At 42.4% G+C, this 14440-nt stretch carries 12 protein-coding genes; 2 read left to right on the top strand and 10 right to left on the bottom strand.

All coding sequences use genetic code 11. The features are described from left to right. Positions 1-67: 67 nt before the first annotated feature. The 6 genes from P5V12_RS05595 to P5V12_RS05570 form a co-directional block, all read right to left on the bottom strand. On the bottom strand, positions 68-811 hold the full coding sequence (locus P5V12_RS05595) for a transporter substrate-binding domain-containing protein (RefSeq protein WP_316956325.1): 744 nt from the start codon (positions 809-811) through the stop codon (positions 68-70). Between the two features lie 205 nt (positions 812-1016). Beyond that, entirely contained in the window at positions 1017-2195 is a 1179-nt protein-coding gene (locus P5V12_RS05590) for a porin (RefSeq protein WP_316956323.1), read from the bottom strand. A 47-nt stretch (positions 2196-2242) separates the two neighbouring features. Continuing rightward, positions 2243-3322, bottom strand: coding sequence for an imelysin family protein (locus P5V12_RS05585; protein WP_316956322.1), 1080 nt, complete (start codon positions 3320-3322; stop codon positions 2243-2245). 5 nt (positions 3323-3327) lie between these two features. Next, on the bottom strand, positions 3328-4491 hold the full coding sequence (locus P5V12_RS05580; protein ID WP_316956321.1) for a DUF1513 domain-containing protein: 1164 nt from the start codon (positions 4489-4491) through the stop codon (positions 3328-3330). Positions 4492-4501: 10 nt separating this feature from the next. Next, complete coding sequence (locus P5V12_RS05575; protein ID WP_316956319.1) at positions 4502-6037, bottom strand: di-heme oxidoredictase family protein; 1536 nt, start codon at positions 6035-6037, stop codon at positions 4502-4504. A gap of 153 nt (positions 6038-6190) precedes the next feature. Then, on the bottom strand, positions 6191-7636 hold the full coding sequence (locus tag P5V12_RS05570) for an imelysin family protein (RefSeq protein ID WP_316956317.1): 1446 nt from the start codon (positions 7634-7636) through the stop codon (positions 6191-6193). A 238-nt stretch (positions 7637-7874) separates the two neighbouring features. Between P5V12_RS05570 and P5V12_RS05565 the strand changes: the two genes are divergently transcribed. Further along, on the top strand, positions 7875-9116 hold the full coding sequence (locus tag P5V12_RS05565) for a cytochrome-c peroxidase (protein ID WP_316956315.1): 1242 nt from the start codon (positions 7875-7877) through the stop codon (positions 9114-9116). Between the two features lie 339 nt (positions 9117-9455). Next, the gene (locus P5V12_RS05560; protein ID WP_316956313.1) at positions 9456-11057 is read left to right on the top strand and encodes a putative bifunctional diguanylate cyclase/phosphodiesterase; all 1602 of its coding nucleotides are present in this window, start codon (positions 9456-9458) and stop codon (positions 11055-11057) included. Between the two features lie 255 nt (positions 11058-11312). On the opposite strand, the gene P5V12_RS05555 is transcribed toward P5V12_RS05560, so the two are convergent. The 4 genes from P5V12_RS05555 to cueR form a co-directional block, all read right to left on the bottom strand. After that, positions 11313-11993 (bottom strand): DUF4386 domain-containing protein, encoded by a 681-nt coding sequence (locus P5V12_RS05555; RefSeq protein ID WP_316956311.1) that lies wholly within the window; start codon positions 11991-11993, stop codon positions 11313-11315. A gap of 361 nt (positions 11994-12354) precedes the next feature. After that, positions 12355-12975 carry a hypothetical protein gene (locus P5V12_RS05550; RefSeq protein ID WP_316956309.1) on the bottom strand — a complete coding sequence of 207 codons (621 nt, stop codon included), beginning with the start codon at positions 12973-12975 and terminating at the stop codon, positions 12355-12357. Between the two features lie 95 nt (positions 12976-13070). Next, complete coding sequence (locus tag P5V12_RS05545) at positions 13071-13493, bottom strand: hypothetical protein (protein WP_316956308.1); 423 nt, start codon at positions 13491-13493, stop codon at positions 13071-13073. Between the two features lie 414 nt (positions 13494-13907). Then, positions 13908-14420, bottom strand: a complete 513-nt coding sequence (cueR, locus tag P5V12_RS05540) for a Cu(I)-responsive transcriptional regulator (protein WP_316956307.1) — start codon at positions 14418-14420, stop codon at positions 13908-13910. Between the last annotated feature and the right edge of the window lie 20 nt (positions 14421-14440).

Raw genomic sequence — 14440 nt, 5'->3', positions numbered from 1 at the left:
ATATGAAGTGAATGAATACGTTGTAACGATACGCTTTAGAAAAGAGTTGCTCTTACATTTAACCAGGTCAGAACCATTGCAGATACAACCTTTCGATTTCACCTTCTTCAATCAGTGCTCTAAGACTTGAATCCAGTGATTGCAATAAACTTGCATTCCCCTTTTTGACCGCAATCGCTACTGGCGACCCCGGATCGGGGTTTTCCAACACTTTTACACTAAACCCCAACTGCTTGGCTAAGTATAAGCCCACCGCCTTAGGCATAATCGCCGCAACAGTATCTTTTTGATAAAGCAATTCCATCGCTTGCTCTTTAGTTCCCGTTTGCTTAATTCGAATATGTTCTTTGATGCCTTTATTCTTCCAGTAGTTTTCGACAAAGGAATGTCGATCACCGGTAATTTTTTTACCATATAAATCATCAATCGTTTTTATGCTGTCATCGTCGGCTCGAACAAACACCACATCATAACGATGATAGTATTCTGTCGTGAAATCAAAATACTTTTTGCGTAGTTCATTTATCTCCATTCCCGAAATGCAGTCAACTTTGCCAATTCTCAGGTAGTTAATTACATCATCCCATTTGCCTGGAGCAAATTTTAAGTTTTTATTGGTTCGGCTAACGACAAGCCGAAGAACATCTGCATCAAAACCACTAACAACGCCGAGACTTTGATATTGATAAGGAGGGAAACCATTAGCAATTCCACATACCAGGTCATCAGCAGAGACATTTATGGAAAACCCACACATACTGCTGACGAACAACAATCTATGCATAAGCTTGCCAAGTCTGATCTTCCTCATATACGGTCCCATCGGTGAAGAGCGCTGAACTGAAAGGCTATATACTCCCCCTATCAATACCTTTTTTACCCTATTTATATGTATAGAATAGGATCGTCACGGATGCGAATTTTGGACTTTTTGTTCTTGAAATTCATTGGGTTAGCGTCCATTAAAAATACAGACTGGACACAAACCCGATTACTTATCCCTAGCGTGGGTCATGTTAAAACTGATACCCCACCCCTAAATTAAAACCATCACTGTTACCTGCATCTTCATTTTGTACTTGTATATCAGCTTTGATTACCACATCTGGATGAGGGTAATAGTTGACTCCAACTTTCGATTGCTCTGCCTCGACACCATTCTGTTGGGACCAACTGCTTTGACGCACAAAGACGCCCCATGATTCCGCGGGCTTCCATCCCAGTTCGAGGTATCCACCATCCTGTACATCTTTATCGGCCTCAACTGCCGCATCACCAGCAAGATCCCACCTTGCATAAAGTGCCTTGCCGGTAAAATCCCCCATCTGATAAACCACATGGCCCCCCACCAAAGTGGCATCTTCCGCATAGGAAACTTCTGCTTTTTGGTCCAGGTCCGGTTGATACTGTGCGTATACCGAAAGCTCCAGGCCCTTTGCACCCCGATACGCAATACGACCAGTTATAGCTAATGCATGAGCATCGGCAAAAGATGCCTTTTGCTTACCCGCTTTTAAATCAAAAGGGTCAGCATTGGGGTCGGAATTTGGGTCTTCCGTTTTGAGTCCTTCAGATAGCATCAGGTTATAACTAATACCGTTATCTATAGCGTGAACCCAACTAATTCCTGCCGAATACCACGTCGTAGGAATGATTGTTGTTTCAATAATCGGACGTTCTACGCCATAAAAAGTGGGCGGCTCGTGAGTTTCACTAATAATTCCAAGAGGCATCAATTGAATACCAGTACGAACCTGAGCAGATTTTAATAAATCAAATTCCAAATAGGCCTGCTCAACTTCCACAGCGCCCCGGCTTCCCGAGCTGACGAGAGAGTGTTCCACTTCCAGCTCTGAAATAAACCGAATAGAATCGCTAAATTGGTAGCCAAAAAACATCACCAAACGATGAAAATCGATCTCACGAATATCTTCGCCATCTTGATCAAGGTGATTGTAATGCAGCTCACCATAGCCCCCGATATGGAGTTGGCTGTCACTTTTCTTAGATGCTGAATAATTGTGTTCCAATTCCTCAGCCATCACTTCAATATTCTGCTCTAACTCAGTTATACGTTTTTCCAACCGATCAATTGTTTCCTGGGTAATTTGATTATTATTTTGTGCAGACACAACAGGCGCCAATAGGCCTAACGCTATAAAACCAATCATCGGCGTTGTATTATTTTTTTTCATAACTACCTTCGTCATTTTCAGTATTTATATATTGTCTTTTAAACGGGTTAATCGCCGTCCGTAAAGGTTATACCTAGTTCTACTTCAAGCCCGTTAGGAATTTCTCTCTTAAAATTCCCATCTAACTGAGCTACAGCGGATTCAAACAAAACGGAATCATTGTTTCCTATCGCTGACTGAGCTAAAGCGATATTTTCTTTAACCGTTTCAACTGATTGTCCATGTCCACCAGCAGACATTATGTCCAAAATATTGAATTTTGTTTGAGTACGCCCGGCAAGCATATTTTTTACTTCGGATAAAGATGCCCCCATCATCGACCAGGAATGAGCGGATAACTTGTCTGAAATACTTACCACCCCCCTATTTTTTAGATAATCCAGATACTCTTGCACAGATGTAATAATTTTATTAACTGGCGCACTACCATCTTCAATATTCCCGGATAAAAACAGACTACGATAGGAAGCCGCCTCACCTTTAAATGATACAGTCCAACCGTTATTGATGTACTCAGCTCTGGTAAGCATCGCAGCAGAAAGGCCGCGTAACACATCACATTTCCTCGGCTGACTGGTGTATTCCTGCAGCAAACGAATATTAGTGAATTGATCATCCGCAGCGGTTAAATCAAATAGAGAGATTTCGAGAGCAAGCAGCCCAACAAATTTAAAGTTTTTATTTTTGAAATATTCGTAGTTAAGAGCCTGCTCACTCAAAATATCACGCTGAATTTCCTGGCGAACAGTTTCTGTATAGTCAGTCCCTCTAAGGCGTAGAGAATCGATATAGATATAAGAAGGGAAAACGATATCATCGTTCAATGGTCCGAAATTATACGGTTGAAGTCGATACCACGCATCCGCCAATGCTTTCCAATTTAGCTGTGCCGTTTCCAACGCAGGTATGGATTGACTGGTACAAAAGGATTCTATTGCATTATCCAGTTCAATGGATTTTTGCAAAAAATTATTGGTTGCAGGAATAATAGCCGTATCGACAATTTCCTCAACGGCAACATCCAGGCTATCCTGCGATAAAACCACAGGGTCGTTTGATCTTGATCCGCCACACGCCACCAAAAGAAAAAGCACTAGGCTACTAAATACGAATTTTATTTTTTGCATTATATTTACACTGTAATTTGAATTAAGTGGTTATCCCAATGCATACCCGGTGTATGCAATCTGTTTTTTTTGTTTTCCTGCAAGGTATAAGCATCGAGTTGCCGTATCTGCCCGGAAGAAGAACTTAAAATAAAATGAGATTCAGACCGGGATAACGCAATACCACAAACATCATCAAAGCTGTGATAGCCCTTGAAGCCACCGGTATCAATATCCCAAAAAACGGCCAGATTACCTCTGGGACTGGTGAACCCTGCCAACCGTGACGAACCGTTAATCGCTACGCTGCCCATATAGTCTTTTAGATGGGGAATCACCGTTTCAGGCTGTATTAGCGCTATAAATCCTCGGCCCGGTTTATAAATTGCCGCCAGAGGCACCAACTCATTTGATTCCATCGCTTGTCTTTGTACCTGAATTGCGACAGCAATGGTTCCGTCCTTAGCAATATCGATGTGACGTAAACTTGCTTTAGCGTGATCGACTTTATGCGTTTCAATAAGCTTTCCAGACCGGGAATCCACAAAGGCAAGATTCGAGTTCATAGTGTGCAGATTTACAATGCTTCCCTGTTGAGAAACCAAGCCTCCATTAGCAATCACCAGAGTGTGTCCGTTCGGCATCAATTTAATTTCGTGAGGACCTAAGCCATAGGAAGGAAACTCTGTTAAATATCGAAAACTAAGACCATCATAAACACCAATAACACCTTCACCATTTTCATAATTTTCCTCAGCGGCAAAGAACAAAGTACCATCGTCACTAAAGCAACCATGTCCGGTAAAAAATCTGTGGGAAACGCACCGAAACGCATTTTGAATTTCGGGTTGGGCTATATTAAAAACGACACTGATTTGGCTAGGTCTCCTCCCAACCATTACCACCAGTTGGCTTTGTGTTGGATGCTGGACAACTCCGTGGCCGCGAACAGGCCCTTTAATTGAATGTTTTTCAATTGGGTCCTTCCTGCTATTGTCCACACCTAGATCACTAAACCAGCCCAGACCATATGTTGTATTGGTTTTACCTTGCGCAGAAACCCAATATTCCCTTCGATTAAACGGGTTTTGCTTCGCAAATGATTTAGGGGTTGCCACTATCGGCAACCCTAAAGCTATACTGTGGTGAATGAGTTTTCGACGGGTAAGGTTTGATTGTGTTTTTTTCATTTTCAAGAAGCTATAAAGAGTTAACAAATCGGATCAAAGCATCACGATCTGTTTTGGTTAATCCAACAAATAATGTTTTACTCTGCTCGGCCTCACCGCCATGCCAGAGAATGGCTTCCTCTACCGTTTTAGCTCTTCCATCATGCAAAAGCGCATTGCTTCCATTTACCTCCTGACTCAATCCAACGCCCCAAAGCGGTGGCGTTCGCCACTCACTTCCACTTGCACCAAAATCTGGACGACCGTCGGCGAGATCCTTCCCCATATCGTGCAGCAGAAAATCGGAGTAAGGCCAAATAGTCTGTTCAGACAAGTGAGGATATACGTCGCTTTTTGCTGTTTTAAAACTTGGTTGATGACAAAGGGAGCAACCGATTTGATAGAAAATTTCTCTGCCGCGGATGCCTGCTTCACCATGTATTTTTCTTCGCGCAGGCACACCAACATTACGATTAAAATTGATCACCAAATTCAATAGATGTTGGGGTAGTTCTACGCCTTCTGCATCATCCCCCGAGGGCTGATTTAAACAACTAGCCTGCATTTTCGTGCACGGTTGACCCGGAAATAACGGATTTGTCACCCCGATGTCATTGGCAAAAGCACCGGCAACCACCATATCCATATTGGGTCTATTCGCTTTTAATCCAAAACGTCCTGACTGTGTAGACTGAGTAACAGCATCCCACACTTTATTTACTCTGCCGGATATTCCATCGCCGTTTTTGTCATCGGCGTCCGCGAGTGCGTTTATCGAGGATTGTGGAATAAGTTCAATTAATCCAGCCCCCATAATGGCCGGAGCGACCCTTAAGCTGGTAAGTGTTTCTTCAGGTAGAGAGCCATAAGCCAAATGTCGAATATCCAGCTCTGGCCATCTTAGCGTTACGCTGTCACCATCGGGATAAATAAAGTTTTTTGTTTTCCATTTCAGGTAAACATACGCTTCCGGCGCGACATCATTTTTTATTTTGTCCGGCCAGTTTTTTTGTAATTGATGAGCAAGAGCGACAGATTGTGTTTGAAGCTGGTCACCATACTGAGTTAAAAACAACGCGCCCTGTTCTTTTTCCCCTTCACCGGGGAGGCTTACACGAACAAAAGCACTAAAGAGAGGTTGATCCGTCGATTCGGGAACCAACCCTTTTCCACCGTTAATATGACACGCCAGACAAGTACGTGCATTGTATATAGGCCCAAGTCCATCTCTTGCCGTGGTAATGGTAGGTGCTTTTACCCACGGCTGATTAGCCAATGCTTTTCCCGCATAAAATTCCGATTTTAACGCTTGTGGTAAATTAGCCGCGGGTAACTCAAAACTGGCTCTTGGCAAATATGAAACCGTTGCATCGCCCGCTGGATAATGCTCCGCTTCAGAAAAAGTTGGGGCAGATTTAATCGCATATTGATTGTCTGTTTTTTTACACCCAACTAAAGTAGCCAGTGCAGAAAAAAACATAAACTCAACAGTAAATCGGCGCATTGTGCATATATATTTTACAATACTCAATTTAATAACCTGTATATGAGAGGTTAAGGCCAGCATTTTTGTGCTCTTTTAATCAGAAAAAAATGTCTGACTTTTCATGTTGAAACGAAAGCCTAACTCAACACCAGTGTCCAATCAGACATAAGCTGGCGATAAAAACCAACCGTTACTCGTAAGTAATGGTTGGCCTGGATTGGTTCCTAATCGTGTTTATTCGCAAGATTGGTTGGGATTTGTGGTGTTACAACCTGACGCATTATCATCAACAACCGCCGCCGTAATACCTAATGCATCGGCAATATCAGAAATAATTGCTGATTGTGCATTTAACGCGATAATTGTGGCGTACATTGGGTTTGTGTTGTTTCTGTTCGCATCCATAATCAACACATCCACTGGAGATCCAGCACGCGCTTCCGAATCAATGCTGATATAACCGTCCTCAGTATCAGACAAGGCTGCATGCATTTGTGCCGCTAAAGACGTTTGGTTCATATCCGCCAGTAAATCATCAAAACCATACCCCGATACTGCGCGAGCGTTTTCGTTATCTGTGCCATCTAAAGTACTATCGTAGCCAGCGTACTCACCAAAATAGCTGTTAGAAACACCCTCGGCATTGAGCCAGATATCTCGATGGGTATTGTCAGAAAAACATGAGTGTTCGTCTTCCTGCGAGTTTGAACTAAATGCAATTTGCATCCGTTCCCCGGCGAGTTCACCTTCCGAAAGCGTCCCCATACCCGTTAACACCTCAGCCAGTTTTTGAAGAGCTTCGGTTTCACTATTGATAGTGGTGAAGGCTGTGCGGTAACTTGCTCCTGTTGCCCATCCATCTCGTACACTTGTGAGATCTTCAATCAATTTGGCAGCGACCACTTCCATAAATAAATGGCGTCTTGACGCATTCACATCTGTCGTAAAGTCTGTCAACGGACGGTGGCCACCGGAGGTTAATAAACCATTTGAATCAACAGTCGATGCCTCACGGCTGGCTTCTGTGTCAGCACTGCCATCCAAGTTGAGGTCTTGCCCCCACAACATAAATTCAATCGCGTGATAACCGGAAATAACATCGTGCTCATCGGCAGCAGTTGCCGTTTTAGCAATAAGGTTTGCATCAATGGCTACTGAAGAATTGATGATATTTTCTGTGGGGAAATTAACACCCGTGGTATGACTGGTAACATCCGTTTGATCCGGCCCAAAATCCGTACCCGAAATGGTGTAATCAATTAACGCTTCCCCCAAAGGCCAGGCGTTAATGTCACCTTCTGGCCCGTCTTCGTTTTGGTAATCGGTTGAATCAATTGGGCTTAAACGGAAACGGTAAACTTCTGTTTGTCCGTATGGCTCACGCGCAACAAGCCACGCAATTTTTGCAGCATCCAAATTCTCTTGGGTTGGATTATTTTTGAATGTAGTCAATGCAGTTTGTAAATCGACGGCTGTATCGACAGCATCACTGTATGCGGCGAATGCAATATCCGCATTTGTTTTTAGCAGGCTTCGAACGTTATCTAGTTGTAAACTCATTCCACCTGAGCTACTTGAACTTGAAGAGCTTGAGCCACCGCCTGAACTGGAACCACCACCGCCACAACTGGCAAGTAAAGATATTGCTGCCACACCTGCGGCCAAATGTAAGAATTTCATGTATCGCTCCTATTTTTTTGTTCTTCGGCTTACTGCTCTTTGCAACCTGATTGATTTATGTATGCCTTGTATTGGCATTAATTATTTCAGGGTGGCGATACTAATGCGACTGATAACAATTATCAATAGCATTTTTATTACAAAAGCGGATAGAATTTGTTTATGATAGCGCCCGCAAATCGGCATGCGGCTCTCCCGCAGCTATCAAAATATTTCGCTGGATAAACGAGGTCGTAGAATGGACACCTTGAAGCTCATATACCGAATGACACTCTCAACAAGCATTGCCCTTGCAGCGGGCTGCGGAGGTTCTTCATCGACAAATCCTCCAGAGCCAGAGCCCTCAGCTCCGGCATTTACCACCAAGTCCTCCCTTGGGGAAGCCCTCTATTCCGACCCAAACCTCTCGTTTAACCGAACACAATCCTGTGCCACTTGCCACAATCCAGACCATGCATTTATCGACAATCGACTGGGGCCAGAAGGTTTGGTGGACGCCGTATCCCTTGGCGATGACGGATTTTCCCTGGGGGATCGCAACACACCCACCGCGGCTTACGCACGATTTGCCCCTCTGTTCGCGTCAGGTTCTCACCCTCGTTTTAATAGTCAGCAACCCGATTATCACGGTTTTGTTGGTGGGCAATTTCTTGACGGACGAGCAACCGATTTGGCGAGCCAAGCCGCAGGCCCACCAACGAATCCAATAGAAATGGGCATGCCGGACAAGGCGAGTGTAGTCGACAGACTAAAAGAAAATAGTCGTTACGTTGATAGCTTTGAGCATATATTTGGACCAGATGTTTTTGACGACATCGACACAGCTTATATGGCAATGGCTGAGAGTATTGCTGAATTTGAAAAAAACGATGAGTTTGCTCCTTTTGACTCCAAATACGATCAGTTTCTTCGAGGAGAATATATTTACGACCCGTTATCAAAAGCCGCATTAGGTAAATCGCTTTTCTTTTCTCAACAATTTACCAACTGCGCCACCTGCCACCAGCTAAAGCCCAATGGCACTGATGGCGAACTATTCACAAGCTATGAATACCATAATATTGGCGTTCCCAAAAATGTGGATGTACGAGCGCGAAATGGCAAAGATGAATCATTCGTTGATGAGGGTCTACTAAGCAATGATGCGGTTACAGACATAAGTGAACGAGGTAAATTTAAAACACCAACGCTAAGGAACGTCGCGGTAACAGCACCCTATATGCACAATGGCGTTTTTCGCGAACTAAAAACAGTTATTCAATTTTATGACCATTTCCTCACAAACTCAGACCATGTAATTAACCCCGAGACAGGTACCCCATGGAAAGACCCCGAGGTTCCAGAAACGGTCGCGTTTACTGAGTTACAAGATGGAAATAAATTAAGCAACGATGAGGTCGAAGGCCTAGTATGTTTTTTACGTACACTAACCGACTCACGTTATGAGCACCTGCTACCTGAAGACGGCCTGTGCAATTAATACGGCGACCTAAGGAGCGAATGATTTCGCCCCTTAGTTTCAAAAATGAGACGCTATTCCCCACTTCAAAAGAGATAGCATAACCATTCGAAATATCAAACGTCCAAACCAGGCAACTATATCTATCATGTTTTTTCGGTTTTTTTCGTTGAAAAGCATGATAGTCACACAAGAATCTTCCTCGTTGTCGCCTAATTCATGATTGTGGCCGAAATTATTAATCGACTACCATTGTGACACCCGTAAACTAAACTAACCTTTGTAATAAAGTTGTTTGTTTTATTCTAAGAGCTGTGTCCCCATGCCTCGAGGCGTTAAACGGTTTGGTATCCTATTGTTATGCGTGATGTTTTGAAGAAAATCAAACCTCACGCAGTCCTACTCCTTCGGTCTCAGTACTTCTGGGAGATATTTGCGATTGTTGCATCCGCTGCAATATTGCTCTACATCTCGATTCGAAATGACCTATTTGACCAGATGTACGAATTCAGTCGAGCCCATGAGGACTGGGAGCTCGATGAATTATTCACACTCATGATAGTCAGCTCCTTTGCCCTGATTCTCATTGTCAGCCGCAATGCAATCCATCTAAAAAGAGAAAACACCAGACGTTTAAAAGCGGAACAAGCAATAAAGCGTATGGCTTTTTACGACAACTTAACAGGATTACCTAACCGCTACCTTGGTTACGACCGCTTAGAACAAGCAATAGAACATGCTCAACGCCATAAAAAAATGGCAGCTGTACTGTTTATTGATTTAGACAATTTCAAGGAAGTAAACGATACCTACGGCCATAGCTGCGGCGACGAACTGTTAAAGCAAGTATCTCAACGTATCAACTTCAGCCTCAGTTCTGACGACACTTTGGTAAGAATTTCCGGTGATGAGTTTGTTGTCATCGTTGAACCGCTGCAAACCGAAGACTCAATTTGGACCCTGGCAGAAGGTATTATTGAGTCCATGCAATCGTCCTACAATTTACAAGGGCACGAAATGTTTGTCAGCGTCAGTATTGGTGTAGCAATTTACCCAAATGACGGAGTTACCAGAGAAGACTTACTTAGAAATGCAGATGCCGCCATGTATCACGCCAAGCATCAGGGAAAAAACACATTTAAATTCTTCTCCCCTGCATTGGACCAACTAGTACGAAATAAACTTCTGATAAGCAATCTGTTGCGACAAGCACTTAAAAATGACGAACTTGTTTTGCACTATCAGCCCGTGTTCAATTTAAGTTCTGGGGAAATTATCGGTGTAGAAGCATTATTGCGATGGAACAACCCAGTGCTCGGCTGTGTATCGCCAACCGACTTTATTCCTGTCGCAGAAGAAACAGGCATTATCACCCAAATTGGAGACTGGGTACTCCGACAAGCATGTCGACAAAGCGTGGCCTGGAGCCAAGCAGGCCTACCGCCATTAAACATGTCAGTCAACATATCGGTATTGCAATTGGACACTGACGATTACGCCAGTAAGGTAAGAGACATATTAGACGAAACAGGAATGAATGCCTGTTATCTCGAGCTGGAACTCACTGAAACGGCGGTAATGAAGGACGTAAATAAATCAATAAAAACAATTGATGCACTAGTAGACTTAGGAGCGTCAATCGCGATAGATGATTTTGGTACAGGCTATTCTTCTATAAGTTACCTTAGAAAGCTAAACATACATAGAATTAAAATAGATCGAAGTTTTATTAAGAACATTCCTGAAAATACGGAAGACATTGCCATTATTGACACAATCATACTTTTGGCCGGCACCTTAAATATGAAGATTACGGCCGAAGGTGTAGAAACAGAGAAACAAATGTCCTACATAAAATCAACAGCCTGTGAATGCGCCCAGGGATTTTTCTTTAGCCCACCAGTTTCTGCAGAAAGACTGGTAGAATTACTAATCAATCCAGCGCCTTCAACAAAACATTAAACAACTGCACAGAAGCTGCAAACGCATATAGTATTCAGGAACTAGTGACGAAACACCGGATATTTTCATCACTCCGGCAAAAAGGCGGTAAATACCATTATATTAATCCCCAAAAAAAACCATATTGCTGATGGATAGTATGATTTGTAGACCTAGGAAAAGAATCAGGAGTAAATAGACTTTAAAGATGAGATTCAAAATAAGTCGAAAACACTCGACTCTTTTGAATCTCAATAAAATCAAGAATGCGTACTATCAAGCTATCACTTCTTTTTTCACGCCGAAGATCAACAGCCAGAGACAAACACCAAACTCCCCGATACTACTTGGCAAAGTAACATACCAAGGAACCTGATCTATGGTGAAAATGAACTTTAGGGCAAATTCCAGAAAATACCCTACCCCGCCAAGGACAAGAAATACGCCAATTAGCTTAGGCAAAAAGTTTGACTTATAGACCAAAAAACCAAAAGGTATTAACCATGCACCCCAAAAAATATTCGACACCAACGTTGCATTATTATACGACCCAAATAAATACATTATCTTCGCATGCAACTGTTCCAATGGAATAACCTGAAGATATGCGTGCTCTTCCAAGAGAAATATAATGTCAATATGCTTAACTACATTACTTAAGGTACTGGGAATACTAATTAAAGAAAATACCACCATCAATATTGCCGCATCCCTATTTACTGTATGTAGAAGCTTGTACAGCATTAGAGGCAAAACAATGAATAAAATAAAACATATCAACTCTGAAAATATGCCCATTCGAAATAAAAACTCTTTTGTTTGGACATTCGACGCAGTTACAGCAGGATCAGACCAGTCAATAATAACTGTGGGCACATAAACTATACCAAATATACCAGTTATTATAAGGAGCAAATAAACCACCCCACTCCAACGGGCTAACTGTATTCTAGACATAATATCGTTACTCCTGTAAGTTGTTAGCAAAGAATTGAACCGTAGATATTGACTAACAAAAACCTATTCAGCGCAAAAAAGCATTTTTTCGCAATAGTGTTTCCGTAGTATTAATCCTAACTCGGCCCAATAAAACTCCCGTAAAATACAATATCATTAATAAGACGAACAAAGGGGCATCAACCCGACATATACCATGCCGGGAGTGAACTATTTATTATTAATTATGCTCAAAATTTTGGATGTAGCTGAACGAGATGTACACAACCAAGCTGCCCATCAGATTCATACCCACCCCATAATCGCAAAATTATTGATCGAGGTAAAGTAGCAAACGAGGCTATATCTTACGAGTTTACGCCTAAACACCATCATTTTTATTCATTGTTTGGCTATCACGTTGCGCCTCAGATTTATCTGACCATACTGGCCAGTACTTTTCGCGCTTTGTTTTAACATCAACAGAATTATTCTGATACCAAACGTATGTTTCATCTGTGGGTTCGACAACAGTTGTTGAGTTTAGCCATTCTTTAAAACGATTTGATTGCAAACTAAATTCATCAGAGGAGCTGTTTCTAAATGGAGCAAAGCTAAATCTGTATGTGGCAGCACCAGGAAAAGGCCGAACCAGAACATAGTACGTTTTACCTGGAAGCAGCTCCGCGGCCAAGAAGTCAGCGGCCTCATTGGAATGGACCATAAAATAGTGGTTTCCCGGCTCAGCCAAGTGAACAAGTTTTGTTCTATTGGGAATTGCACCAATTACAACCTCCTTTTCTCCGGACACATCAAATAATACCGCAGGTATTTTTCCGCCAGCAAAAGTTGAGGAGCTTCTTAGAAATACAATTTGAGCTTTATCAGATGGAGCTTTTGGAATCGTTTGATTCTGGCTGTTTTTATATGGGACACTACCCACACACGCACTAAGTGTCAGTGCAGAAAAAAACCAAAATACAACAAGCTTTATTTTACCCATAAGTACACCCTTTATATTCTATTTAATAATATATGGCAGCCAAACAACAACTGAACGCATCAACCATCTCCAACAACGTAATACACTGTTGTGAGTTAAACATCCTCTAACAACCACTCCGGAAGAAGCATCGGAGTATATATAGACATCATAAAAATCACCAAAAACAACGCAAAAAATGTTGCTAACATAAAAATCAAACCGATACCAAAACATTTCCAATTTGATTCCTTAGCGAATCCCTTTTCAAAAAAAACATCGATCAGCTCTCCTTGTTTTTCTTTTGCAATCATTCGAATTATTCCGGCAATAATTGCAGCAAACCCAATACCCGGTGTATTTTCCGGAAGATAGATTGACCCAAAGATCACTAATGCAGTAATTGAGTAGCCATAAAGCCGCATAGATTTCATCTGCATTGGCATATCAAAAACATAGTAATTTTTTACCATCAAGTGGATTCCGGCAAGCGGACCACCCAACAATGTAGTTCCTAATATTTGATTCAATGTGTACAACGTTATATTTTCCTATGTACTTAACGGGTCTACCCTCAAAATCGCAACGAAATTCGAGGATTTGAGCAGATTAGAATAATAGCCCGCCAATAGACTTAAGTATTGAATTTAATGCAAGTATTCTACGTTTACAGTCCAAATTGCGGTTTTTGTCCACAAAGCCTGTATATCACCATAGACGTAGTACAAGGTCGTCGATTGTAAACATATTTGCATTTATTACTTGCGATTCTCCTCATCGGAAATGCAGACACTTTAAGAGTGTTATAACAACACAACGAATTTAGCCTTCATTATTTTCATTTTTTATCTTTTGACCGCCGATGACTTAACATCAAGAATTGAGACGATTTTTTGAGATGTATCGATAGAAATCCATCACAAGCAAAGGAATTCAGAAATAGCGAGGTCACGTTATTTTCGGGAACGCGTTGATCGTCCGAGTGATCTTTTTACCTGTCGCTGAGTACGATCGGCTTCCATGCCCGTCACACCAAAATGTGCTCGCGAGATTTCTCGCATTTCCTCCGCGGTTCCATCTTCAGAAAGGTCACGAATAATCGGACAATCCGGTCTGGAATCACCGTGGCAACTCCCTGCCAGGTGCATAAGGGTCTTACTCATTTCCTGCAGTTCCCGAGCCTTGCGCTCCAGTTCCGCAACATGTTCCAGTGCGATGCGTTTAACATCTGCACTTGCTCTATTCCGGTCTTGCCAGAGAGCAAGTAACTCAACCATTTGCTCAACCGAGAACCCTAAATCACGAGCACGCCGGATAAAACGTAACGTGTGCACATCGTTATCACTATATTCCCGATAACCGGCCTCAGATCGTGACACTTCGGGTATTAATCCGATAGATTCGTAGTAGCGAATCATCTTCGCCGACACGCCGGATGCCGCAGCAGCTTTGCCTATGTTCATCATTGCTTTTTTTACCCTCACCC

The sequence above is a fragment of the Teredinibacter sp. KSP-S5-2 genome (genome assembly GCF_032773895.1).
In the GTDB taxonomy this organism is placed as follows: domain Bacteria; phylum Pseudomonadota; class Gammaproteobacteria; order Pseudomonadales; family Cellvibrionaceae.
The sequence above is the reverse complement of the archived record's forward strand: the minus strand, read 5'-3'. Positions and strand labels throughout refer to the sequence as shown.

Bases quoted from the DNA above. Each gene is read 5' to 3' on its own strand.
- P5V12_RS05595 (WP_316956325.1), bottom strand. From the start codon at position 811: ATGAGGAAGATCAGACTTGGCAAGCTTATGCATAGATTGTTGTTCGTC.
- P5V12_RS05590 (WP_316956323.1), bottom strand. From the start codon at position 2,195: ATGAAAAAAAATAATACAACGCCGATGATTGGTTTTATAGCGTTAGGC.
- P5V12_RS05585 (WP_316956322.1), bottom strand. From the start codon at position 3,322: ATGCAAAAAATAAAATTCGTATTTAGTAGCCTAGTGCTTTTTCTTTTG.
- P5V12_RS05580 (WP_316956321.1), bottom strand. From the start codon at position 4,491: ATGAAAAAAACACAATCAAACCTTACCCGTCGAAAACTCATTCACCAC.
- P5V12_RS05575 (WP_316956319.1), bottom strand. From the start codon at position 6,037: ATGCTGGCCTTAACCTCTCATATACAGGTTATTAAATTGAGTATTGTA.
- P5V12_RS05570 (WP_316956317.1), bottom strand. From the start codon at position 7,636: ATGAAATTCTTACATTTGGCCGCAGGTGTGGCAGCAATATCTTTACTT.
- P5V12_RS05565 (WP_316956315.1), top strand. From the start codon at position 7,875: ATGGACACCTTGAAGCTCATATACCGAATGACACTCTCAACAAGCATT.
- P5V12_RS05560 (WP_316956313.1), top strand. From the start codon at position 9,456: ATGCGTGATGTTTTGAAGAAAATCAAACCTCACGCAGTCCTACTCCTT.
- P5V12_RS05555 (WP_316956311.1), bottom strand. From the start codon at position 11,993: ATGTCTAGAATACAGTTAGCCCGTTGGAGTGGGGTGGTTTATTTGCTC.
- P5V12_RS05550 (WP_316956309.1), bottom strand. From the start codon at position 12,975: ATGGGTAAAATAAAGCTTGTTGTATTTTGGTTTTTTTCTGCACTGACA.
- cueR (WP_316956307.1), bottom strand. From the start codon at position 14,420: ATGATGAACATAGGCAAAGCTGCTGCGGCATCCGGCGTGTCGGCGAAG.